Here is a 25,284-nt window from a genome sequence, read left to right on the forward strand (position 1 = left end):
TTTTTTTAGTTTAGGAGGGACGATAGAAATGAAAGAATTAGTGGAAAGAATAAAAAAAGACGGGCATGTTCTAAGTAATGGCGTTTTGAAAGTAGACAGTTTTATTACCCATCAGGTGGATGCCGAGTTGATGGAACGAGTGGGGAAAAGGTTTGCTGAAGTTTTTGCAGATAAAGGAATAACCAAAGTAGTGACAATCGAAGCTTTGGGGATTGTTCCTGCGGTCTATGCAGCTCAGGCATTAAAGGTTCCAATGATTTTTGCCAGAAAAGCGAAGAGCCTGACGATGTCCGAAGAGCTGTTGACGTCCTCTGTCTATTCCTTTACAAAGCAGGTAACCAGCCAGATTTCCATTTCAAAAAAATTTTTAATTGGGGAAGATAAGGTTCTGATCATTGATGATTTCCTTGCCAACGGTCAGGCGGCAAAGGGACTGGTCGAATTGTGTCAGCAGGCAGGAGCCGAGGTATCAGGTATTGGTATTATTATTGAAAAATCTTTCCAAAGCGGGCGTGCGCTGTTAGAAGAAATGGGCTTAAATATTGTTTCTCTGGCACGGATTGCTTCTCTGGAAAATCAGCGTGTAGAATTTCTTGAGGAGGACGCATAAAAATGGAGTTGGATAAACAGCAAATTCGTTTAGCAGTGATAGATACAGAATGAAGTCTGAATAATATGAAGTTGTAAAGGCGAACATTTGATGAAAAAAGGATGATAATATTCGATATTTCTTTGACATGATTTCGTCCTGTTGCTAAAATGAAGAGGAGAAAAAGCCATAGAAAGGAATTTAATATGCCAACTGTAGTATCTGTGATTATGGGGAGTATTTCTGACTGGGAAACAATGAAGCTGACCTGTGATATTTTAGAAGAATTTCAGATTCCTTATGAAAAAAAAGTTGTTTCTGCTCATCGAACGCCTGACTATATGTTCCGTTTTGCTGAATCAGCCAGAGAACGTGGAATTAAAATCATTATCGCGGGGGCCGGCGGTGCTGCCCACCTGCCGGGAATGGTTGCAGCAAAAACCACACTTCCGGTTATTGGTGTTCCTGTGCAATCCAAAGCACTGAACGGCTTGGATTCGTTACTGTCAATCGTTCAAATGCCTGGGGGAGTCCCTGTTGCTACAACAGCAATAGGAAAAGCGGGTGCATCCAATGCTGGACTACTTGCAGTTCAGATGCTTTCCATGTATGATTTAGAGATAGCGAAAAAATTAGAAGAGCGACGTAAATCTCTTGAACAAATCGTGATGGAAAGTAGTGATGATCTTGAATAAGCCTGTATTACCGGGGGCTATGATTGGAATAGTCGGTGGAGGACAATTAGGTAAAATGATGGCCTTAAGTGCGAAGGAAATGGGGTTTCGTATTGCCGTATTGGACCCTACGGCTGATTGCCCGGCAGCACAAGTGGCGGATTGGCACTTATTGGCGGAGTATGATGATTTAGAAGCATTGGAAGAAATGGCCAATCATTCAGAAGTAATAACCTATGAATTTGAGAATGTAGATGTGGACAGTCTGGTTCATATTCAGGATAAAGTAGAGATTCCTCAGGGAACAGATCTGCTGGCAATTACTCAGGACAGGCTGTTGGAAAAAAGCTTTCTGGAATCCAATAATATTGTGATTGCTCCTTACGCAACAATTGTCAGCCCAACTGATATTCAAGATGCCATTGACGGCATTGGGTATCCGTGTGTGCTGAAAAATACTCGAGGCGGTTATGATGGAAAAGGGCAGTATGTGTTGTACAGTCCTTCAGATCTGGCACCGTCAATGAATTTGTTAAAAGAAGGAACCTGTGTTTTGGAGGCCTGGATTCCGTTTGAAAAGGAGATATCTGTTTTAGTTGCCGGAAATGGCACCGGAGATATTCAGACATTTCCTGTAGTAGAAAATATCCATAGAAATAATATTCTTCATGAAACGATTGCACCGGCAAGGGTGGATGAAGACGTGAAAGAAGAAGCACAACGAATTGCCCGATTAATCGCTGAAGAAATAAATTTGGCAGGAACACTGGCAGTGGAAATGTTCTTAACGAATAATGGTGGAATCTATGTAAATGAGCTGGCACCAAGACCTCATAATTCTGGACATTATACACTCGAAGCTTGTTCTTTTAGTCAGTTTGATGCACATATTCGAGGGATCTGCGGCTGGTCAATTCCTGAGATCAAATTGCTGTCTGATGCAGTAATGGTGAATATTATGGGTGATGAAATTTATGAAACCATGGAATTTATTTCAGAAAAGCCTAACTGGCATTTTCATTATTACGGAAAGGCAAAGGCAAAACCTGGAAGAAAAATGGGACATATTACGATTCTGACAGAAAATTTATTTGATACATTAGAAGATATTTATCAAACCAGTATTTGGGATTAAGAAAGGATAATACAATGATCGATCGTTATTCAAGACCGCAAATGAAGAAAATTTGGACAGATGAAAATCGTTATCAGGCTTGGCTTGAAGTGGAAATATTAGCTGATGAAGCATGGGCAGAGCTTGGAGAGATTCCAAAGGACGATGTGAAAAAGATTCGGGAAAATGCCTCCTTTGAGGTAAAAAGAATTCTTGAAATAGAAGAATCTACCAGACATGATGTGGTTGCGTTCACCAGAGCAGTTTCTGAAACGCTAGGAGAAGAACGGAAATGGGTCCATTATGGTTTAACCAGTACAGATGTTGTAGATACAGCCTATGGATATTTGCTGAAACAGGCGAATGATATTTTAAGAGAAGATCTTAAAAATTTTGCTCAAATTATTGCTGACAAAGCAAAAGAGCACAAGTACACTGTTATGATGGGACGTACACATGGCGTTCATGCAGAACCGACTACCTTTGGCTTAAAACTGGCATTGTGGTATTCTGAAATGAAGAGGAATATCGAACGTTTCGAGCACGCCGCAAAAGGAGTGGAAGCAGGCAAAATCAGTGGTGCTGTCGGCACGTTTGCGAATATCCCTCCCTTTGTAGAAGAATATGTTTGCGGAAAATTGGGGATTCGACCACAGGAAATCTCTACACAAATACTTCCGCGGGATTTGCATGCTGAATACTTTTCTTCTATTGCTCTGATTGCCACCAGTATTGAGAAATTTGCGACAGAAATTCGCGGTCTTCAAAAGTCGGAAACAAGGGAAGTAGAAGAATTTTTTGCAAAGGGTCAGAAAGGTTCTTCTGCAATGCCGCATAAGCGTAATCCGATCGGTTCGGAAAATATGAGCGGGTTGGCTCGTGTGATTCGCGGACATATGGTAACAGCATATGAAAATGTTACGCTTTGGCACGAAAGAGATATTTCACATTCTTCAGCAGAACGGATTATTATGCCGGATGCAACGACTTTGCTGGATTATATGTTGAATCGCTTTGGCAATATTGTTAAGAACTTAACTGTATTTCCAGAGAATATGAAGAGGAATATGAATGCGACTTTTGGTTTGATATATAGTCAGCGTGTTCTGTTGAAGCTGATTGATCATGGAATGACGAGAGAAGAAGCATACGATTTAGTGCAGCCTAAAACAGCTTATGCCTGGGATCATCAAACAGACTTCCGTCCACTTTTAGATGAGGACGAAAAAATTACTTCAGTCTTAAGCAAGGAAGAACTAGATGATGCCTTTGACTATAATTATCATCTTAAAAATGTAGATACTATTTTTGAACGTGTAGGTTTATAGCCAATAATAGAAACAGAACCTCCTGAAATCCAAGCCGAATTCAGGAGGTTCTGTTTCCAGAAAAAACGTCACCGCAGATTTTCTATTCTGCGGTGACGTTTTTCATTTATGCTAATACTTCCTCCATGTGAAATGATTTTTCCGGATTTTCCTGTAATGTTTGCAACAGGCATTCAATAAATGCATAACTGCATTCATGTTTAGCCAAATATACTTCAATACGGTAGCCATTTTTGAAAAAGTGCTGTTCATGTATTTGATTGATCATTAATTCTACTTGTTGGTCATTCACATAATTGAAACATCTTTTTCTTCTTTCAGAATATTTTTTTACACCTCTTTTAATATTCTTAAATGTATAATACGTATGATCCTGATTCATATGATGCACAGTTTTTAAGGCCAGCAGATCATTGTAAAGCCGTATCTTTTCTTTCTTCGTAAGTGATGCCAAGAAATCTTGAGCAATCGTTGTATAATCCTCTTGCATAATGAAGTCCTCCCTACAATCAAAGAAACGTTATCTATTTTTTCTACTGTCATTATTGACTTAAGAATACCATTGAACAAACGAATTGTAAATGCTTACTATTTGTTCTTAATAATTGATTATTCTTCATTCAACTGATCAATTCGCTTAAACACGAACAATTTTATATTCAATTGTGATTATTGTTCATATTTCATTGACTGTGTTTTGGGAACTTGTTAAAATATAGACAAAGTAACGGACGAACAATTTTGAATGTCATAGTAATAATATTTGGAAAGGAAGTACATCATTGTTGGAAAAGACAGAGTTAATTTACACAGGGAAGGCAAAAAAATTATTTACTACAAATCAGACAGGTCAAATATGGATCGAGTATCTTGACCAGGCGACGGCACTGAATGGTGTAAGAAAAGATGAGATTTTAGGGAAAGCCGAACTGAATAATCAGATTACTTCGCTGATATTTAAAGAGCTGGCTAAAAAGGATATTCCCAGTCATTTTATTAAACAGCTTTCCAAGACCGAACAATTGGTGGAGGCAGTAGCTATTATTCCTCTTGAAGTGGTTGTTCGTAATGTTGCAGCAGGAAGCTTTTCAAAAAAACTGGCTATTGAAGAAGGAACACGGCTGACCTTTCCAATTATCGAATTTTACTATAAAAAGGATGAGCTGGATGATCCTTTTATTAATGAGGACCACATAAAGTATCTGGAACTCGCAACTGATGAAGAACTGATTGCTCTCAAAGAAGCTGCGCTAAAGGTGAATCAGGTATTAATTGAGCTTTTTGATCAAATAAATATACGGTTGATTGATTTCAAAATTGAGTTTGGACGAAAAGAGGACGGTACAATTCTATTGGCAGATGAAATTTCTCCGGACACTTGCCGTTTATGGGACAAGACCACAAATGATCATCTCGATAAAGATGTCTACAGAAAAGAATTGGGCGAAATTGTACCAGTATACAAGGAAGTATTTTCACGATTAAAAAATAAATAAGTATAAAGGAGTTTATCGAATGTATTTTGTTAAAGTTTATGTAACTTATAAGGATTCTGTATTGGACCCTCAGGGAGAAGCGGTTAAGGGTGCTATTCATCGTTTAGGCTATGAGGAGATTGAAGAAGTTCGTATTGGAAAGTACTTTGAGATAAAAGTTGCTAAAACAGAAAAACCAATCGAAGAAGCAATTGAAACAATATGTGACCGTTTATTGGCCAATGTCAATATGGAAACGTATCGCTACGAAATTACGGAGGAAGCGTAACATGAAATTTGCAGTCATTGTTTTTCCAGGGTCAAACTGTGATATGGATATGCTGTGGGCGGTTAAAGATATTCTAGGAGCTGAAGCAGAGTATGTTCGCCATGATGCAGCCAGTCTTGAAGGCTTTGACGGAGTGCTGCTTCCAGGAGGCTTCTCATATGGCGACTACCTTCGCTGTGGAGCAATAGCCCGTTTTTCAAAAATTATTGACGAAGTTATTCGTTTTGCAGAAGAAGGAAAGCCGGTTTTTGGTACATGTAATGGTTTTCAAATTCTGACTGAAGCCGGACTGCTGCCTGGTGCATTGATTCGGAATCAGTCTCTTCATTTTGTCTGTAAAACAGTGGGGTTAAAAGTGGAAAATGCTCAAACCATGTTTACAACAGCTTATGAGAAGGGTGAAGTGATTCAAATTCCAGTAGCCCATGGTGAAGGAAACTATTATTGTGATGATGAAACACTTCAAAAATTGAAGGACAATAATCAGATTGTCTTTACTTACGCAGATGAAAATCCAAACGGAAGCCTGGAAAACATTGCAGGAATTATCAATGAGAAAGGAAATGTTCTGGGAATGATGCCTCACCCTGAACGGGCAGTGGAAAGTCTGCTTGGATCAGAAGATGGATTGCGTTTCTTCCAGTCCATTGTTACTAATTATGGAAAGGTGACGAATCAAGCATGATGACAATTAACGAACCGACTGCTCAGGAAATTAAAGAGAAAAGAATTTATGCGGAGTGGGGGCTGACTGACGAAGAATATCGCATGATTGAAGAAGATATTTTAGGCAGAATGCCAAACTATACTGAAACGGGTCTCTTTTCAGTTATGTGGAGTGAGCATTGTTCTTATAAGAATTCAAAGCCTGTTTTAAGAAAATTTCCTATTTCAGGCCCGCAGGTGATTCAGGGACCTGGAGAAGGTGCGGGAATTGTTGATATTGGAGATGGTCAGGCAGTCGTTTTTAAAGCCGAAAGTCACAATCATCCTTCGGCAGTTGAGCCTTATGAAGGTGCAGCAACAGGTGTTGGCGGGATTATTCGAGATATCTTCAGCATGGGAGCTCGTCCTATTGCTATTTTAGACTCTCTTCGTTTTGGTGAACTGGATAACCAGAGAACAAAGTATCTTCTTGAGGAAGTAGTCGCCGGTATCAGCGGATATGGAAATTGTATTGGAATTCCTACTGTTGGCGGTGAGGTCGCTTTTGATCCTTGTTATGAAGGAAATCCTCTGGTAAATGCGATGTGTGTGGGTCTGATTAACCATAAAGATATTCAAAAAGGTCAGGCAAAAGGTGTCGGCAATTCCATCATGTATGTAGGAGCTAAAACCGGGCGTGATGGTATTCATGGAGCAACCTTTGCTTCGGAAGAGTTCGTGGAGGGGGAAGAACAGCAGCGATCAGCCGTGCAGGTTGGTGATCCGTTTATGGAAAAGCTGCTTTTGGAAGCCTGTCTGGAACTGATTTTGGAGCATTCAGATATTTTAGTTGGGATTCAGGATATGGGGGCAGCAGGTTTGGTGTCTTCCAGCTCAGAAATGGCTTCAAAAGCCGGATCAGGGTTAAAACTCTATTTAGATGATGTTCCTCAGCGTGAAACTGGAATGACACCTTATGAAATGATGCTTTCGGAATCTCAGGAACGGATGCTGATCTGTATTAAGCGGGGACATGAAGAAGAAGTGATTGAGCTTTTCAAAAAGTATGATCTGGATGCAGTAACAATTGGTGAGGTAACAGATGATGGCTTATATCGTTTGTATCATCATGAAGTGGAAGTGGCCAATCTGCCGGTAGATGCATTGGCTGAAGATGCACCTGTTTATCAGAAAGAAAAGAAAGAGCCGGCTCGTATTCAAGAATTTGCGAATTTAGCAGACTTTGAACCGTCTGTGACAGACAGCAGCGAATTACTTCTGAAATTATTGCAGCAACCCACTATTGCTTCTAAAAAAATGATTTATCAAACCTACGATTCACAGGTAAGAACAAATACAGTTGTTTTGCCGGGAAGTGATGCAGCTGTTTTACGTGTAAGAGGAACGAATAAGGCGCTGGCAATGACAACAGACTGCAATGCCCGTTATCTTTACCTGAATCCGGAAGTTGGAGGACAAATTGCAGTCGCTGAAGCAGCAAGAAACATTGTTTGCTCCGGCGGTCAGCCGCTGGCAATCACAGACTGCTTAAATTATGGCTCACCGGATAAACCTGAAGGATTTTGGGAGCTGTGGACATCAGCTGATGGTATTGCGAAAGCCTGTGAGCTGTTGGATACACCGGTTATTTCCGGAAATGTATCTCTTTACAATGAAACGAATGGAAAAGCCATTTATCCAACCCCAATGATTGGTATGGTTGGTTTAGTGAAAGATATTGCTCATGTGACTACGCAGGAATTTAAAAAGGCAGGAGATTTAATCTACATTGTAGGTGAAACGAAAGCAGACTTTAATGGGACTGAGCTTCAAAAAATGCAGCTTGGGCGTATTGAAGGGAAACTGATGGATTTTGATTTATCTGTAGAAAAAGAAAACCAGGATTTAGTACTGAATGCAATTCAACAGGGACTGGTAGCCAGTGCACATGATTGTTCTGAAGGAGGTCTTGCAGTAGCTTTGGCTGAGTCCTGTTTCAAAAATGGATTTGGTATGGAAAGTACCATAACTATGCCTCAGTCTTGGCTGTTCTCAGAAACTCAGTCTCGCTTTGTTCTATCTGTTTCGCCTGAAAAACAAGAAGGCTTTGAAGAATTGATGGGCAGTAAAGCTGAAATGATTGGAACTGTTACCAACGATAATACGATGGTGATTCAGGCAGCTGATGGAAATCTGCAGGTAGATACTGCAACAGCCAAAGAATTATGGGAGGATGCCATTCCATGTCTTATGAAGTAAAAAGCCTAAATGAAGAATGCGGCATCTTTGGAGTCTGGGGGCACCCAGATGCCTCCCGGTTAACCTATTTCGGTCTTCACAGTCTTCAGCATAGGGGACAAGAAGGCGCAGGCATCGTTTCCAATGATAACGGGAAATTGAATGGACATAGAGATCTGGGGCTGCTCTCAGAGGTTTTTAAAGAGGATCGGATTATCGAAGAACTAAAAGGGGCTGCAGCAGTTGGCCATGTTCGCTATGCAACTGCGGGAAACGGCAGTGTAGATAATATTCAGCCGTTTCTGTTTAAATTTTATGATGGCTCAGTAGGACTTGCTCATAATGGGAATTTGACTAATGCAAAAAGTCTGCGGAAAAGTCTTGAAAAGGACGGAGCAATTTTTCACTCCAATTCTGACACAGAAATTCTGATGCATTTGATTAGAAGAAGTAAGCAGACAACATTTATTGAACAGCTGAAAGAAAGTCTGCGTCAGGTAAAGGGGGGATTTGCCTATCTTTTGATGACAGAGACAGCGATGATTGCGGCTTTAGATCCCAATGCCTTTCGACCTTTAGCGCTGGGAAAGATGAAAAACGGTGCTTATGTAGTTGCCAGTGAAACCTGTGCACTGGAAGTCAGCGGTGCGGCTTTTATTCGTGATGTGGAGCCGGGTGAGGTAATTATTATTGATGATCAGGGCTATCGTATTGAAAAATACACAGAAGATACGCAACATGCAATTTGTTCAATGGAATTTATTTACTTTGCACGTCCGGATTCAAATATTGCTGGAGTGAATGTTCATACTGCCCGAAAAAATATGGGGAAAATTCTAGCTGAAGAAGCACCTGTTGAAGCGGATATGGTGGTTGGTGTACCAAACTCCTCTTTGTCAGCTGCAAGCGGGTACGCAGAAGCCAGCGGGATTCCTTATGAAATGGGTCTGGTAAAAAATCAGTATATTGCTCGAACATTTATTCAGCCGACTCAGGAACTGAGAGAACAAGGTGTTCGGATGAAGCTGTCTGCTGTTCGAGGTGTAGTTGAAGGCAAGCGTGTCATCATGGTCGATGATTCTATTGTAAGAGGAACAACCAGTCGTCGGATAGTCCAGCTTCTGAAGGAAGCCGGAGCAAAAGAAGTTCACGTTCGAATTGCTTCACCCCCACTGAAATATCCCTGTTTTTACGGGATTGATATTCAAACAAGGAAAGAGCTGATTGCAGCAAATCATTCGATTGAAGAAATTCAGGAACTGATTACTGCAGATTCACTGAGCTTTCTAAGCGAAGAAGGGCTGATTAACGCAATTGGTTTAAACTATGATGCTCCTTATACAGGATTATGCATGGCATATTTTAATGGAGATTACCCAACACCGCTCTATGATTATGAAGAAACATATCTTGCTTCACTGGAAACAGAAAATGAGCGTTGATTAATGGTTCAACCGATAATAAATAAGGAGGTTCAGCATGGCAAATGCGTATGCGAAAGCCGGAGTAGATGTAGAGGCCGGATACGAAGTAGTCGAAAGAATTAAGAAACATGTTAAGCGAACAGAGCGTCTCGGTGTTATGGGAGCTTTAGGAGGCTTTGGCGGGTGCTTTGATTTGAGCAGTGTGGAAGTGAGGGAACCAGTTTTAATTTCGGGAACAGATGGTGTGGGAACCAAGCTGATGCTGGCCATTCAGGCTGATAAACATGATACGATCGGGATTGATTGTGTAGCAATGTGTGTGAACGATATTGTAGCTCAGGGTGCAGAGCCTCTTTATTTTCTTGATTATATAGCAACAGGTAAAAATGTACCGGAGCGTTTGGAAAAAGTTGTCGCAGGTGTCGCAGAAGGGTGTGTTCAATCCGGTGCTGCTCTCATCGGCGGTGAAACAGCTGAAATGCCTGGCATGTACAATGAAAATGATTATGATCTTGCCGGCTTTACGGTGGGAGTTGCTGAGAAAAGCCAGTTAATCACTGGTGACCGAATCAAAGAAGGAGATGTGTTGTTGGGACTGCCATCCAGCGGCATCCACTCAAACGGCTATTCGCTAGTTCGAAAAATATTTTTTGAAATGAATGATTTTAAACTGACGGATCACCTTCCTGAATTAGAGGGAAAAGAGCTGGTAGAAGAACTACTGATGCCGACAAAAATATATGTGAAAACACTTCTGCCTCTTATAAAAGAACAGCTGCTTAACGGGATAGCACATGTCACTGGCGGTGGTTTTGTGGAAAACATTCCAAGAATGCTGCCAAAGAATACTGCGGCGTCCGTTGAATTAGGAAGCTGGCCGGTTTTACCGATTTTTACTCTAATGGAAAAATATGGGAAGATTCCGCCTATGGAAATGTATGAGATTTTTAATATGGGAATCGGTATGGTTTTAGCTGTTTCTCCGAAAAATCTGAATAGTGTTCAAAAAATTCTCGCTGATCTTGGAGAGGAAAGTTATACTATTGGTAAAGTAGTAGAAAGAAAAGAGCCGGAAAAGACTATTCTTTTTACTGAGGTGAGCCGATGAGAATTGCTGTTTTTGCTTCAGGAAGCGGAAGCAACTTTCAAGCCATCGCTGAGTCTGTTCAAGCAGGAAAAATTGATGGAGAAATTGTTTTGCTGTTTTCCGACCAAAAGGATGCAAAGGTGCTTGAAAGAGCTGAAAAATTGGGCATACCAAGTGCTTCTTTTTCTCCTAAAGATTTTTCATCCAAAGGGATTTATGAAGCAGAGCTGCTGCATTTATTAGAAGAAAAAGAAGTTGAGTTAATTGTTCTTGCAGGGTACATGAGATTGATTGGGCCTGTATTGCTGGAAGCATATCCGGAAAAGATAATTAATATTCATCCTTCATTATTGCCCTTGTTTCCGGGACTCCATGGAATTAGAGATGCTTTTGAAGCTAAGGCGGAAGAAACAGGAGTAACCATTCATTTTATAGATAAAGGGATCGATACCGGACCTGTCATAGTGCAGGAAAAAGTTGCAATTCATTCAGACGATACATTGGAAGGTCTTGAAGAAAAGATTCATAAGGTAGAGCATCGACTTTATCCAATTGTCATTCAAAAGATAATTAAAGAAAAGAAGGAGCGATAGACTGCATGACAGCAAAGCGAGCATTAATCAGTGTTTCAGATAAGACAGGTGTAGCAGATTTTGCCAGGAAGCTGACAGAATTGGGGATAGAAATCATTTCAACAGGTGGAACGAAAGTGATGCTGGAGCAAGAAGGCATTTCAACGATTGGCATAGAAGAAGTTACGGATTTTCCGGAAATGATGGACGGAAGAGTAAAAACACTTCATCCTAAAATCCACGGAGGACTGCTTGGTCGTCGTGATCTGCCCGATCATATGGCAGCCATGACTGAGCATAACATTCAGCCGATTGAGATTGTTTGCGTAAACCTGTACCCATTCAAAGAAACAATCTTGAAGCCGGATGTTTCTGTTGCTGAGGCAATTGAAAATATTGATATCGGCGGTCCAAGTATGCTGAGAAGTGCAGCAAAGAATCATCAGTTTGTCACTGTTGTAGTAGACCCGAAGGATTACAGTACTGTCTTGGAAGAGCTGCAAAGCCAAAGGGAAACAACCTTTGAAACACGGCAAAAGCTTGCAGCGAAAGTTTTTCGTCATACTGCGGCATATGATGCGCTTATTGGTACGTATCTAACAGATTTAGTGGGAGAATCTGAACCGGAAACACTGACATTTACGTATGAATTGAAGCAGCCTCTGCGGTATGGAGAAAATAGTCATCAGCAGGCAGCCTTTTATCAGGATGCACTGCCTGTTCCATTTTCAATTGCCAGCGCGAAACAGCTGCATGGAAAAGAGCTTTCTTACAATAATATTAAGGATGGCGACGCAGCAATTCGTATAGCCAGAGAATTTGATCAGCCTGCTGTTGTTGCTGTTAAGCATATGAATCCATGTGGGATAGGGATAGGTGAAGATATCTTTTCTGCCTATAATAATGCCTATGCTGCAGATCCAGTATCAATTTTCGGTGGTATTATTGTGTTAAATCGGGAAGTTGATCAAGCCACAGCGGAAAAAATGCATGAATTATTTTTAGAGATTATTATTGCTCCCGGCTTCTCAGATGAAGCCTTTGCGATTTTATCAAAGAAAAAGAATTTACGCCTCATGACTTTGGACTTTACGCATAAAGACGAGGCCCATGATGATGAAAAAGTAACTGTTTTAGGTGGCTTGCTCATTCAAAATCAGGATGTTGTAAAAGAAGATCCTGAGGAATGGAAAGTTGTGACAAAACGTCAGCCGACAGCTCAAGAGATGACGGCAATGGCATTTGCCTGGAAAGCTGTGAAGCATGTCAAGAGCAATGCGATTGTTTTGGCGAATGATCATCAGACTGTGGGGATTGGTGCAGGACAGATGAATCGTGTAGGGTCTGTCCAAATTGCTATCGAGCAGGCAGGTGAAAAAGTATCTGATGCAGTATTGGCAAGTGATGCATATTTCCCAATGGGAGACAGTGTGGAATATGCAGCAAAGCATGGAATTAAAGCAATTGTACAGCCGGGCGGCAGTATCAGAGATCAGGAATCAATTGATATGGCGGATAAATACGGCATTGCAATGGTCTTTACAGATGTCAGACATTTCAGACACTGATTAACAAGGGAGGATATCATGGGCTTAAAAATATTAGTGATCGGCAGCGGTGGCAGAGAGCATGTCATCGCACAAAAATTTATGCAAAGTTCGCTGGTGGACAGTGTTTTCTGCGCTAAAGGAAATCCCGGGATGAAAAAGGATGGGATTCAGTTGGTGGATCTGAAGGAAGACGATCATTCAGGACTGATTGACTTTGCTGAGAAGAAAAAGATTGACTGGACGTTTGTCGGTCCGGAAGTTCCTTTATTGAACGGGATTGTAGATGACTTTAAAGCAGCAGGACAGAAGATTTTTGGTCCTGATAAAGCAGCAGCAATGATCGAAGGCTCCAAAGACTTTGCAAAAGACCTGATGAATAAGTATGATATTCCAACAGCAGGACACCAGACTTTTTTTGATTTTGACCAGGCGAAAGCCTATGTTGAAGAAAAAGGCGCGCCAATTGTGATTAAGGCAGATGGACTGGCTGCAGGCAAGGGCGTTGTCGTTGCTGAAACAGTAGAAGAAGCGGCAGATGCTTTACATGATATGCTTGAGGACAATCGCTTTGGAGAGAGCGGCGCAAAAGTGGTCGTTGAAGATTTTCTTGCTGGTGAAGAATACTCATTGCTGGCTTTTGTCAGAGGAGAAGAAGTTTATCCAATGACTGTCGCACAGGATCATAAGAGGGTATTTGAAAATGATCTTGGACCTAATACTGGTGGGATGGGGGCGTACAGCCCGGTTCCGCAAATCAGTGAAGAATTAATCAGCGAGTCAATTGAAAAAGTCTTAAAGCCTGCTGCCAAAGGAATGGTCAGTGATGGTTGTCCATTTACAGGCATTTTATATGCCGGATTGATAGCAACGGCGGATGGACCAAAAGTAATTGAATTTAATGCACGCTTTGGCGATCCGGAAACACAGGTTGTTTTGCAACGACTGGAGAGTGATCTTGTTCAAATTATTGATGATCTCCTTAATGAGCGGACACCCGATATTCATTGGAAAACGAGCGGTTTTAGCTTGGGTGTTGTTGTCGCTGCAGAGGGATATCCGGGTGATTATGAAAAAAGCGTCCAATTGCCAGAGTTTTCATTGCTTGATGGTCAGCGAATTTATTACGCTGGAGTAGATGAAAAAGCTCAACAATTGGTTTCTTCAGGAGGACGCGTGTATCTGGTTGAAGCAGAGGGAGACACGCTGGAAGAAGCACAAAAAAAGGTCTACGAACTGCTCGGTTCAGTAGATACTGCGGGTACCTTCTATCGTCATGATATAGGCAGTAAGGCGTTGAGATAGAGAACAGTTCAACTGAAATAAGAGGATAACGTTAAAAACATCGATATATCAATGTTTTCAAGAGATGCCAAGAAATTGGTACCTCTTATTTTTTTGAAAATAGAGAACACTTTATAAAATAATATTTTTTTAGAAGTGAAAGGAGCACTCTGAGAAAGAATTGGTCGCTCTTCGAAAGCGAAATCAGCAGCTGGAAATAGAGAATGATATTTTAAAGCAAGCGGCGCTGATATTTGGATGAAAAGACAAGTAATTAATGCTAATAAGCACAAATATTCCATATCAGCGATATGCAAACTCTCCCATATTTCTTGGCAATCCTATTATTACAAATCGAAAAACACCCTTGTTAATCGGAGCTTCAAAAGGCCGGCACCGAAGAATTTGAGAATAGCTGAAAGAATTATGGTACGCACAAAATTAAAGTCGCTCTCGCTCGCCGAGGGATAATTGCAAGCCGAATAAAAATTGGAAATATCATGAAGATACGCGACTTGAAGTCCAATTATACCAAGGCGAAATTTCGCAATCCTACCACTTCAGTCAACCAATCAACGATTGCGAATCACTTAAATAGAGAATTCTAGATGACGGGCTGGTACAGTTCACGGCGCTTGGCCTTGATGGAATCGGACGTCCGGAAGCAGAAATCACCTATCGTTTAAAAGATAAAAATGATAGCAATAAAGTGATTTACACCGGAACAGAACCATCGATCGGTCGAGATTATCTATACCCGAATTATCCGGTTTTATTTAAGGATGCGCAACGGTATCTGGAGTTGTCCAGCAACTGGCAAACCAAGGAACTATTGACCACTGTATTGAAAGAAAATCATTTGTATCAGGCAGAAGCGACTGTTACGTACAATAAAAACGGGAAAAATGATAAAGCAGAAAAAACGTATGACAGCTTCCAATTGTATAAGGTCTCCAGTCAGGACACCTTGTCTCGACTACTGGCCTTTTACGGATTAGAGAAAAATCGAGCTAGCTTCATGAGAGACAACAACATGAAGGATGAGATGCTGACACAAGGAAATGTTGTGTTTATCCGCAATCCAAAAAAGAATGCTGGAAAAGCGTATACGCCAAAACCCTTGACGGATGCTGAAAAGATCCGATTGGATTCTCTGTCTATGGGACGTGGGAAGCACTGCCAGTTCAATTTTGAACCGATCAATATCGGCAGCGGAAATCTTTTGTATGAGATGACGGACGGTACGTGGTATGACAATGAAGTAGAAGAGCGGTTTACCAGAACGTATAATGCAATGGGCGAGGGACAGGATAGTCCAATCGGACGAAATTGGACCTTGAATCAGCTGCTCAGTTTGAATCAACTGGCAGATAAAAGTATGATGCTGATGCTGGATGACGGCGGCAAGGTCTTTTTCACTCGAAAAGATAACGGTAGTTATGTAGTCGAAGGTGCGTTGCCTTACGAATTGAGCAAGGTAATGGAGACCGTAGATGAAGTAGAAAAACGGACGTTTGTCTTGAAGGATACACAAAGAAAATGGACGTATACTTTTGATGCGACGGGGCAGATTCGCTCGATTCAGACGAACAATGGAACGAAGAAAGAGTACAGCTATGATGGCGAAACAGGCTTTTTAAAGGAAATCAAGCTATTTAACGGGAAGAAGCTGCAATTCAAATGGGATAGCAATGCACATTTATCAGAAGTTACTTTCCCAGATGGCACTAAGAACCAGTATACGTACAGCGAAGCGGGAGACCTAATTAAGGTCGTTGATGCATCGGGTAAGAAGTTTACCTATGTCTATGATGATCAACACCGTATGCTGAGCTATGCTGGCGATGACGGTAAAACGATTTATGCCAATGAATATGATAAAGAAAACCGTGTGATTAAACAAACCGATGCCGAAGGAAATGTCGTAACACTTTCTTATGGAAAAGGAACAACCACGACAGTTGATGGCAATGGCAATAAAACGATCACTACGTACAATGACCATTATCAACCAACAAAAATCGAGTATGCAGATGGTACGACGGTAACGAATGTTTACAACGACAAGTACCAGTTAACGGCGTTTACCGATCGAGACGGTCAAAAAACGACGTACAGCTATGATGAAAAAGGCAATCTGACCAGTACCGGCTATTCAGATGGAACGAAAGAAACAACGACTTACAACGAATGGAGTCAACCGCTTGTTGAGACGGACCGTCAAGGCAATACCATTCAGCATAGTTATGACGCTAAAGGAAATGAAATTACACTGACCGATCAAAACGGACACACGACTCATTTTGAATACAACGCATCAGGTGAGAAAATCAAAGCAACCAACGCTTTGGGACAAGTGACAAGCTATACCTATGAAAATGGAAACTTGACGAGCGAGACGGATGCTTCCGGGCTGATCCGAAGCTATACCTACGATGCTCGTGGGCTTTTACTATCAGAAACAGATGGGAATGGCAAAACAAAATCCTATGAGCGTAATGCACGTGGTGAGCTGATAAAAGAAAGCAACTTCAATGGACAATTTAAGACCTACACCTATGATAGTGAGGGCAATCAAACTAGCGAAACTGATTTTAATGGCAACAAGACGAGTTATAGATACAATGTGATCGGGCAAGTCATCAGTGAAACCAATGCTGTCGGAGGGGTGAAAACCTTCAGCTATGACGGCAACGGCAATGTAATCACTGAAAGCGACTATCTCGGCAATTTGAAGAAGATGTCCTACAATGCTTTGAATCAACGAACGGAAATAGAGTTTCCGGATGGCACTAAAGCAAAATACCAGTATGATAAAGCCGGAAATGTCACAAAGGAAATCATGCCAAATGGGAAAACGATGACCTATACGTATGATGTGAATAACTTTGTAGCAACAGAAAAAGACAGCCTTGGATATGTGACGACCTATGAACGAACAGCCAATGGCTCACCGACTAAAATCATCTTTGCGGATCAGACGACGGAAGAGTACACATACGATGCGTCCGGCAATCTGCTGACGAAAAAGGACAAGGGTGGAAAAATTACTACCTATGTCTATAATCAGCAGCACCAGCCGATTTCAGTCAAAGATGGCGATAGAGAGACAAAACAGTCTTTTGATAGTCGGAGCAATCGAACGGAAGAAACGAACGCGCTGGGTCAAAAGACTGGCATCACCTACGATGCCGGAGGCTTTGTAAAAGAAAGTACTGCAGCAGATGGTACAAAAACGTTATACGAATCAGATGGCGAAGGCAATGTGCTGAAAATTACGGAAGCCAACGGCGCGGTCTATCAATTTGCTTATGATGGCAATGGCAATAAGGTCAAGGAAGTAGGACCAGATAAGACAGAAACATTGTATACCTACAACGCCTTAAACCTGCTTGAAACCCAAGTATGGGCAACAGGAGCAATCGAACAGTACAAGTATGATAAGAATGGCAGCCTGATCGAAAAAACAGATCCAATGGGCAACCGTACGACATACAGCTATACCAAAACCAATGAAATCAAAACGATGACTGATGCTCTAGGAAATAAAACTTCCTTTACCTATGATGAAGGCGGCAATGTAGCGAGTCTGACTGATTCTTTGGGTAGAGTCACGAACTATGTCTATAATAAAGCCGATCAGCTAGTGGAAGAAATCACGCCGATGGGTGTTGTGACCAAGTATTCTTATGATAAGATGGGCAATCTTATTAAAGTCTCCGACAGTACAAAGCAGGAAGAAACGTATTCTTATGATGTGATGGGACAGTTATTGTGTGTGACAGATAGCCAGAAGAGACAAGAGACGTATGCTTACAATGCGTATGGAGAGCTGATCGCTGAAACAGATATCGCCGGAAATAAAACCTCTTATGCTTATGATGCACTTGGTCAGCTGATCCAAACGACGAGTCCTCAGGGAACGATTGAAGCAAACACTTATGACAGCCGTAATCAGCTGATAGCAGTCCAAAAACATAACGGCGGAAGTGTCGGCTATGAGTACGATAACGTTGGAAATCTGATCAAAGAAATCAATAATGGAAAAGATACGAAATCCTATCAGTACAATTTAAATCGGCAAATGATCCAGTTGACCGATGAAAACAATGGACAAACCAGCTTCGTTTACGATGCGTTAGGCAGAGTCATCGAAACCAAAGATGCACAAGGTTCTGTCAGCAAGCAGAGCTATGATGCTAATGGGAACATTACGAAGGAAGTAGATGCTCAGGGCAATGAAACGACACATGGCTATGATGCGTTAGATCGTTTGGTGGAAACAGTCGATGCTAAAGGCTTCAAGCAAGTCTTCACGTATGACAGTGCCGGACGAAAAATAACGGAGAGTGATTTTAAAGGGAATTTGACGAAATATGGGTACGATGCTGGCAATAATTTAGTTGAAACCATCGATCCGCTTAATCGTAAAACCAGCTACACGTATGACCTACGCAATCAATTGACGAACATCACAGATGCTGCCGGAGCAAAAACCAGCTATACGTATAATGATGATGGGACCTTGGCGAGTGAAATCAATGCGAAGGGCTATGAAAAGCTGTATGCTTATGACAAGTTCTCTCAATTAACGGAGATTTCTGATGCGATTCATAAGCAGCCGTTAAACACGTATACGTATGATCGATTTGGCCAGTTAACGAAAGAAGTAAAGGCCGGCACACAGGAAACGAGCTATGCCTATGATAAAACAGGCCGTATGACTCGTATGACCTATCCGAATAAAACGAGTATTCAGTACGAATATGATTTATTGGATCGTGTGCAAAACATGATCGATATTCGCGGCAACAAGACAGCCTTTGTTTATGATGGCTTAGGCAACGTGAAGGAAATGATCGCACCAAACGATGCGCATACGACTTATACGTATGATAAGAACGGAAATCTACTAAAAGAAACAGATCCGCTCGAATTTGTGACCAGCTTTGCGTATAATAAAAACAATCAGTTGATTCAAACCACCGACGCAACAGGAGCTGTGACGAAGCAAACGATCGACAGCAGAAATCAAGTGTCTGGCATTACAGATGCGCGCGGGAACAAGCAAACATTTGCGTATGACGGCAACGGCAATCAGACGAAAATCACTGATGCGAAAGAGCAGAGTCAGGTCTTTACCTATGATAAAGTCAACCGTTTAACAGGAATGACCAACCGCTTGGAAAAAACGACCACTTATGCGTATGATGCTCAGGACAATCTGACAACTATTACCGATGCCAACAATGGGCAGACCAAGCTGGAATACACACCGGTAGGAGAGCTGGAAAGTCTGATCAGTGCAAATGGGAAAAAAGAAACCTATAGCTATCGATTGGATGGACAGTTATCTGAAAATACCAAAGCAGACGGGGCAACGATCGCTTACAGCTATGATGAATTAAACCGTATGGTTGGGAAACAGATGAACAATCAGGATTTTGTCTTTAATTATGACGAGAGTGATCAGCTGACAGAAGCGGCTCTTACGACCACCTTTGATTTTAGTGAAATAGAAGAGCAGGCATTCAAGGATCAACTGCCGACAGGTCATACGCTCAACTTTGAGCGAAATGAATTTGGCGACTTGACGAAGGCTGTGACCAACACAGGAGAAGAAGTGGGCTATGCTTACGATGCTTTTGGCCGTCGTACAGAGATCCACTATCCAAATGGTACAAAAACAGCGTATGAATACGACAAGAAAAACCAATTGACCAAAGTCAAGGATGCAGCAGGGGAAACGACATATCGCTACGACGGACTTGGACAAATTTTGGAAATCCAATATGCGAACGGCACGAAATCCATGTATAGCTATCTGGCAACCGGGGAAATCAGTGAAGCAGTCACGCTTGATATCCATGGTCAGGAACAATCCAAGCAAACTTATGCGTATGATGAAAACGGCAATCTTATCAATGAAACACTCAAGTATCCGAAGTTCTCGCTGGAGAAAGCCTATGAGTACGACAAAGAAGATCAACTGATCAAAGCGACGGAGAAAGAAAGCAAGACGACCAGAGTCACCTACTATATTTACGACAATGTAGGGAATCGGGTAGGTGTAAGACAAGAAGTCAATGGCAAGTCTAAGGGCGCACAGGAATGGACGCACAATGCGGACAATCAGCTGGAAGAAATCACCGGTGACAAAGGTGCTGTTTACGAATATGATGCAAACGGTCATGTGAGTAAAAAACAAAGTACTTCCGGGGAAGTGACCAGCTATGTCTATGATGCAGAAGGACGTTTGATTCAAGAAAGCAGTACGTGGGGCAAACAGCTATTCTATTATTACGATGCTTTAGGTAATCGTGTGTCTAAAACGACCGGAACAGAAAACGACCGCAAGTTGAAGACAGATATGATGGAATGGATGAAGGGCACGGATAGAGAAGCACAGCTGCGTTTAAGCAGCAGCGATGTTACGTTGAAGGATGCGTTAACAGCAAAATTCTCACTATTCTGCCTGCCAATGAAAGATCGAACTTGGCGGATCGATCATGAAGCGAAGCGTCGAGAAGTCAAAGAAGAAAAAATGAAAAAAGCATTGGATAAGGATCACACGATCGAAATGATCCAGTATATCAATGACTATACGCAGGAGTATGTCAGTCCCTTACAAATGACAACGACTTCTTACGACCAACGAATCAAAACGACTGAGGAAGCCACACTGTTTTATGATGATCGAGGAACCGCGATCGGAGACGATCTGGATAATTATCATCAAGACGGTTTGGGAAGCAACATCACTCAGACGGAGAAAGCAACTGGCAGATTGTATTCCAGCAACCTGTATCAGGAATTCGGTCGCAGTGAACGACGAATCGACAACCAAGCAGGCTATCGCAGTCAGTACCATGACAACTGGAAGCAGCAGCACCTGCGTGCCAGAGAATATGATACAACGACTGGTCGCTTCACTCAGCAAGACACCGTACTTGGTCAGCAGGATAAACCAGTGACTCAGAACAAATACACGTACGCCAATAATAATCCGTTCATGTATCGTGACGATGCCGGACGTTGGGGTTGGATCAGTAAAGCCGTTAATGCAGCGAAGAATGTGGCGAAGAAAGTTGTAAATACGGTGAAAAAAGTTGTGAAGACAGTTGTTAATACGGTGAAAAAAGTCGTTAACACCGTTGTCAATACGGTTCGGCGAGTGGTAAATACGGTTTCGCGAGCTGTAAGTCAGGCAGTCAGCTATGGCAGCAGTGCGGTTCGAACGGTTCAGCAAACCTATAATGCGGCAGTCAGCTACGCCTCGCAGGGTGTTCGCTACGTCAGCAATCAAGTCAATCACTATGCTGGACAAGCCACACAGTGGGTCGCAACCAAAGCCCAGCAAGCACAAATTGCTTACCAACAAGCACGTGAGTATGCGATTCAAGTTGCCCAAGAAACACGTGTGAAAGCAGAAGCACGCATTCGTAAAATGTGTGAAGGTGCAAGCACGTTGTGGAAAGGTGCGAGTAAAACAGCATCCAATATAGGTAAATCAGCAGGTGGAGTGATTACAGATTTCAGTGAGGGTGCAGTAGCAGGAGTCATCAACTCACTGGCTAATTCCAATCCTGGCAAAGCAATAGCAGAAGCAATTACAGGGGAAGCTATCCATGCAGATTTAAGCGGAGGCAACAACAGTTTAGCTTACAATGTAGGAGAATTCACTTCTTCATTGGTGACTGGTGTAGGTGGCACCTTACTTGTGACAGGCGGAGGAGCCTTATTTACAGGAAGTGGAGCAGGAACTGTTCTATCAGGGGGTTCATCATCACCGGTGACTGTACCGGGAATGGCAGCAGGAGCTACACTGGTTGTTGCAGGTGGTTCAATCTCTATTGGTGCAGGAGTAAATGCCATTGAAGCTGGACAAAATGTCATTCAAAACATTGTTGGTGGAGATAGTAGTTCAGATTTTGAGGATCCTACCAATATAAAAATGGTAAATGATAAGTATCTAAAGAAACAAGGGATTGATGCTCATGATCTAAAAAAAGATTTTGTTGGACCCAAAAATGGAGCTCATTACGATATCTATGTTGACAAAGATACTGGACAACTTTGGATATATAGAAAAGGAGGTAAAGGAGAAGGGATAGCAACTGGTGAATATATAAAGTGATCACCTATTCAATTTAAAAATATTTGGTAACAGCCTTAAAGGTTGTTAATCTCTAAAGCTGTTACCTTAATTAATAATCACAAGGAGGTTTATATGACTTGTTCAAGTGTAATTGTAGAGTTCTCTATTGATGATAAGGTATTAGATGTTGATTATATAACAAAAAAATTAAACATATTACCTAAAAAAAGCTTTGTTAAAGGAGAAATCTATCAAAATGATAATATGCCGAAACCTAGAATCAGGAATTTCAGCCTATGGTGTTATTCGCTTAGAAGTGAAGAGACCTATGATGCCGAAAAGCAGATTGATAAAATTTTGGAGATAATTCGTAGTAAAGAGACTGAGCTACTAGAGATTCATAAAAAATATATGGAATGTAATTACGTATTAGGAATTGTTCTTAAAATAGAGGATGGTATAGCACCAGCAGTAGTATTAACTCCTAGACAAAGTCAGTTACTTGCAAATAACAACATCACAGTAAGCATTGATATTTACCCATAGGTTTTTGAGTCGGTTCTGTTGCAAACTCTAAAATGAAGAGATTTTTCTAGCATTGGTCCTGACATCAAGCAGGTATTCCCAACAAAGTATTGATTTCTATGCAGACTGAAACATACTAAGATTAGTGGGTAAGATATTCCATCGAATATCTTACCCACTATTTTCTATTTATAGCGTATAGTGAGGGTGAAAGGAAGCTCGATACGAGTCCAAAACATAAACTGAGCTCCTTCACTGTCCTTTTAGAATCAGGTTTAAGTATGTTGGGACTGTGAGTCCGTGTAAAGGAAAGTGCATCGGAAGGAATCAGTGAAGGTCTTTCAATTAAAAAAGAAAAGAGGAAAAATAATGGCGTTTATCTTAGCTTTTGATGTCTCAAAAGGAGAGAGCTACAAAGTGCTTTATCAAAACGAGTGCTGTCTTTCAGAAGGGAAAATTACGCATAATTGACAAGGCTTTCATCTGTTATTGGAAGAAATTCGTTCGTTGCCTGATACACCTGAAATTGTTTTTGAAGCGACAGGAGTCTACTCTCGTCCGTTAGAAAAATTCTGTCAGGACAATCACCTACTCTATAGTCTGTTAAATCCTTTAGAAGCAAAGAAATAACTGGAAGAAGGATCTTTGCGTAGTTGGAAAACCGATCAAGCCGATGCGCATCAATTGGCTCGGACTCATCGGAAAAACCAGCGTCCAATCAAACAGCTTCAACAAGCGAGCTTTGGTAAGTGTATCTATCCATTGAGGAAGTTCATGAGAAACAACTTGCTGTGCGAATGACTCAACAGTGGAACGTGTACCTAAAAAAAAGCAAAAAAAGGCTACTCTCTGCATAAAATAGAGGTGTCTTTTTTTAGAAACTTGGTTTTTGATTTTGTTTATATTTATTGTGGTGCTTGTATTTTCGCTTGTTCCTTGGGGAGCTTTGTGGAAGATAAACGGATCGCAATATATCCTCTTGTCAATACAGTTTCGCGAGCTGTAAGTCAGGCAGTCAGCTATGGCAGCAGTGCGGTTCGAACGGTTCAGCAAACCTATAATGCGGCAGTCAGCTACGCCTCTCAGGGCGTTCGCTACGTCAGCAATCAAGTCAATCACTATGCTGGACAAGCCACACAATGGATTGCAACGAAAGCCCAACAAGCCCAAATCGCCTATCAACAGGCACGTGAGTATGCGATTCAAGTTGCCCAAGAAACACGTGTGAAAGCAGAAGCACGCATTCGTAAAATGTGTGAAGGTGCAAGCACGTTGTGGAAAGGTGCAACCAAAGCCGTTGGCGATTTCGTGAAAGAGCATGAAGGAGCAATTAAGACTGTTCTAGGTGTAGGAATGATCATCTTAACCGTTATACCGGTAACTGCTCCATTAGGCGTGGTTCTGGGAACGACGTTAGCAGTTGGTAGTGTGAGTAATGCAGTAACAGGTGAAGACTGGTTGACGGGACGGGAACTAAGTACGACTGAACGAGTAGTAGAAGGGGTATTCGGTACGATTGGCGCTGCTTCAGGCCTAGGGTCAGTAGCGAAGCAGGCAGTAGGAACTGGCTTGGTGGATGATGTAGTGAAGCTAGTCACTCCAAGTGCTTCTGTAGCAGATGATGTTGTGAAAGCAGCTGTCGATAGTGGAAAGACAACTACAGGTACAAAACCACCATTGAAGATGGATCTGCAATTTTTTGCGGATAAAGGGGATGATGTGGTTGCAGAGTCCACTAAGGCTATATATAGAGGTGTAGGGGCAGACGAATACTATGACATTATGGAGACTGGACAATTTAGACCTAATCCTAATGGTCAATCGTTAGAAGCAAAACAATTTGGAAATAATTATGATGAAGTTTTAGATTTTTCTGATAAAACAATGAATAAAGATATTTCAGCAATAGTAGAAGTAAAAATACCTCAAAGTACGTATGATAATTTAAATCCTATTCAATTAGATCCTGGAATATTTAAATCAGGAACAGTAACAGTTGAACCAGGTATGTTAGATGATTTTAATAAGTCGATTATAGAAATTAATCATAAATTTTAAGTGGGGGTGTAGAAAATAGTTATTATTGAAGCTGAAATAACCTTTCCAAAAAATATTATTCATGGAGAAGTTGTACCTGATGGAAAGGTAATAAGTGTAGGGATAGATGGAGAAGGATTTATTTCTCAGTTAAAGAGTCTAAGTGGAGAAGATTTTTCTGTAGGAAAAAGTACAATTGTAGATATCTGTATTCTTCGTGGAGAGACGGCGCTTGATAAGATAGCAATTGGAATTAAGGTATATTTTGTTGTTGATAGATTTTATGAAGTAGGGGTAGTAAAAAAAATAAAAGAAGTATATGTTGAGAAGGAGTGGATAGAGTACATTATTGATATTG

At 41.4% G+C, this 25,284-nt stretch carries 18 protein-coding genes and 1 pseudogene; 17 read left to right on the forward strand and 2 right to left on the reverse strand.

What is annotated here, in order from left to right:
* Nucleotides 1–28: 28 nt before the first annotated feature.
* From IW492_RS14015 to purB, 4 genes are all read left to right on the forward strand, one after another.
* Entirely contained in the window at nt 29–610 is a 582-nt protein-coding gene (locus IW492_RS14015) for a xanthine phosphoribosyltransferase (RefSeq protein WP_202068318.1), read from the forward strand.
* Nucleotides 611–795: 185 nt separating this feature from the next.
* On the forward strand, nt 796–1,284 hold the full coding sequence (gene purE / locus IW492_RS14020) for a 5-(carboxyamino)imidazole ribonucleotide mutase (protein WP_202068320.1): 489 nt from the start codon (nt 796–798) through the stop codon (nt 1,282–1,284).
* Nucleotides 1,268–2,398, forward strand: coding sequence for a 5-(carboxyamino)imidazole ribonucleotide synthase (gene purK, locus IW492_RS14025; RefSeq protein ID WP_202068322.1), 1,131 nt, complete (start codon nt 1,268–1,270; stop codon nt 2,396–2,398). Before purE ends, purK begins: the two co-directional genes overlap by 17 nt.
* A 14-nt stretch (nt 2,399–2,412) precedes the next feature.
* The gene (purB, locus tag IW492_RS14030; protein ID WP_202068324.1) at nt 2,413–3,705 is read left to right on the forward strand and encodes an adenylosuccinate lyase; all 1,293 of its coding nucleotides are present in this window, start codon (nt 2,413–2,415) and stop codon (nt 3,703–3,705) included.
* A 106-nt stretch (nt 3,706–3,811) separates the two neighbouring features.
* Here purB and IW492_RS14035 read toward each other — a convergent pair whose 3' ends face one another.
* The gene (locus IW492_RS14035) at nt 3,812–4,195 is read right to left on the reverse strand and encodes a hypothetical protein (RefSeq protein ID WP_202068326.1); all 384 of its coding nucleotides are present in this window, start codon (nt 4,193–4,195) and stop codon (nt 3,812–3,814) included.
* 295 nt (nt 4,196–4,490) lie between these two features.
* Here IW492_RS14035 and purC point away from each other — a divergent pair, with 295 nt between their 5' ends.
* From purC to IW492_RS14090, 12 genes and pseudogenes are all read left to right on the forward strand, one after another.
* Complete coding sequence (gene purC / locus IW492_RS14040) at nt 4,491–5,201, forward strand: phosphoribosylaminoimidazolesuccinocarboxamide synthase (RefSeq protein WP_202068387.1); 711 nt, start codon at nt 4,491–4,493, stop codon at nt 5,199–5,201.
* 19 nt (nt 5,202–5,220) lie between these two features.
* Nucleotides 5,221–5,469: a phosphoribosylformylglycinamidine synthase subunit PurS gene (gene purS, locus IW492_RS14045; RefSeq protein ID WP_202068328.1), complete on the forward strand. Its 249-nt coding sequence runs from the start codon at nt 5,221–5,223 to the stop codon at nt 5,467–5,469.
* Between the two features lies 1 nt (nt 5,470).
* Nucleotides 5,471–6,154, forward strand: a complete 684-nt coding sequence (gene purQ, locus IW492_RS14050) for a phosphoribosylformylglycinamidine synthase subunit PurQ (protein WP_202068330.1) — start codon at nt 5,471–5,473, stop codon at nt 6,152–6,154.
* Nucleotides 6,151–8,373, forward strand: coding sequence for a phosphoribosylformylglycinamidine synthase subunit PurL (gene purL, locus IW492_RS14055; protein ID WP_202068332.1), 2,223 nt, complete (start codon nt 6,151–6,153; stop codon nt 8,371–8,373). Before purQ ends, purL begins: the two co-directional genes overlap by 4 nt.
* On the forward strand, nt 8,358–9,794 hold the full coding sequence (gene purF, locus IW492_RS14060) for an amidophosphoribosyltransferase (protein ID WP_202068334.1): 1,437 nt from the start codon (nt 8,358–8,360) through the stop codon (nt 9,792–9,794). The genes purL and purF overlap by 16 nt, the downstream gene beginning before the upstream one ends.
* A 37-nt stretch (nt 9,795–9,831) precedes the next feature.
* Entirely contained in the window at nt 9,832–10,884 is a 1,053-nt protein-coding gene (purM, locus tag IW492_RS14065; protein WP_202068336.1) for a phosphoribosylformylglycinamidine cyclo-ligase, read from the forward strand.
* Nucleotides 10,881–11,456: a phosphoribosylglycinamide formyltransferase gene (gene purN / locus IW492_RS14070; RefSeq protein WP_202068337.1), complete on the forward strand. Its 576-nt coding sequence runs from the start codon at nt 10,881–10,883 to the stop codon at nt 11,454–11,456. The genes purM and purN overlap by 4 nt, the downstream gene beginning before the upstream one ends.
* A gap of 5 nt (nt 11,457–11,461) precedes the next feature.
* Nucleotides 11,462–13,003, forward strand: a complete 1,542-nt coding sequence (purH, locus tag IW492_RS14075; protein ID WP_202068338.1) for a bifunctional phosphoribosylaminoimidazolecarboxamide formyltransferase/IMP cyclohydrolase — start codon at nt 11,462–11,464, stop codon at nt 13,001–13,003.
* A gap of 18 nt (nt 13,004–13,021) precedes the next feature.
* Nucleotides 13,022–14,287 (forward strand): phosphoribosylamine--glycine ligase, encoded by a 1,266-nt coding sequence (gene purD / locus IW492_RS14080; protein ID WP_202068339.1) that lies wholly within the window; start codon nt 13,022–13,024, stop codon nt 14,285–14,287.
* A 157-nt stretch (nt 14,288–14,444) separates the two neighbouring features.
* A pseudogene (locus tag IW492_RS18730) lies at nt 14,445–14,682 on the forward strand (IS3 family transposase); the annotation flags it as partial.
* Nucleotides 14,683–14,975: 293 nt separating this feature from the next.
* The gene (locus IW492_RS14085; protein ID WP_202068340.1) at nt 14,976–22,403 is read left to right on the forward strand and encodes a polymorphic toxin type 33 domain-containing protein; all 7,428 of its coding nucleotides are present in this window, start codon (nt 14,976–14,978) and stop codon (nt 22,401–22,403) included.
* 93 nt (nt 22,404–22,496) lie between these two features.
* The gene (locus IW492_RS14090; protein WP_202068342.1) at nt 22,497–22,910 is read left to right on the forward strand and encodes a DUF4279 domain-containing protein; all 414 of its coding nucleotides are present in this window, start codon (nt 22,497–22,499) and stop codon (nt 22,908–22,910) included.
* Nucleotides 22,911–23,346: 436 nt separating this feature from the next.
* On the opposite strand, the gene IW492_RS14095 is transcribed toward IW492_RS14090, so the two are convergent.
* A complete protein-coding gene (locus tag IW492_RS14095) occupies nt 23,347–23,607 on the reverse strand; it encodes a hypothetical protein (RefSeq protein ID WP_202068344.1) in 261 nt (86 codons plus the stop codon).
* 230 nt (nt 23,608–23,837) lie between these two features.
* On the opposite strand from IW492_RS14095, the gene IW492_RS18545 reads away from it, so the two are divergent.
* Nucleotides 23,838–24,947, forward strand: a complete 1,110-nt coding sequence (locus IW492_RS18545; protein ID WP_202068346.1) for a pre-toxin TG domain-containing protein — start codon at nt 23,838–23,840, stop codon at nt 24,945–24,947.
* The last annotated feature ends 337 nt before the right edge of the window (nt 24,948–25,284 follow it).

The sequence above is a fragment of the Enterococcus sp. BWB1-3 genome, assembly GCF_016745275.1.
Taxonomy (GTDB): Bacteria; Bacillota; Bacilli; order Lactobacillales; family Enterococcaceae; genus Enterococcus_L.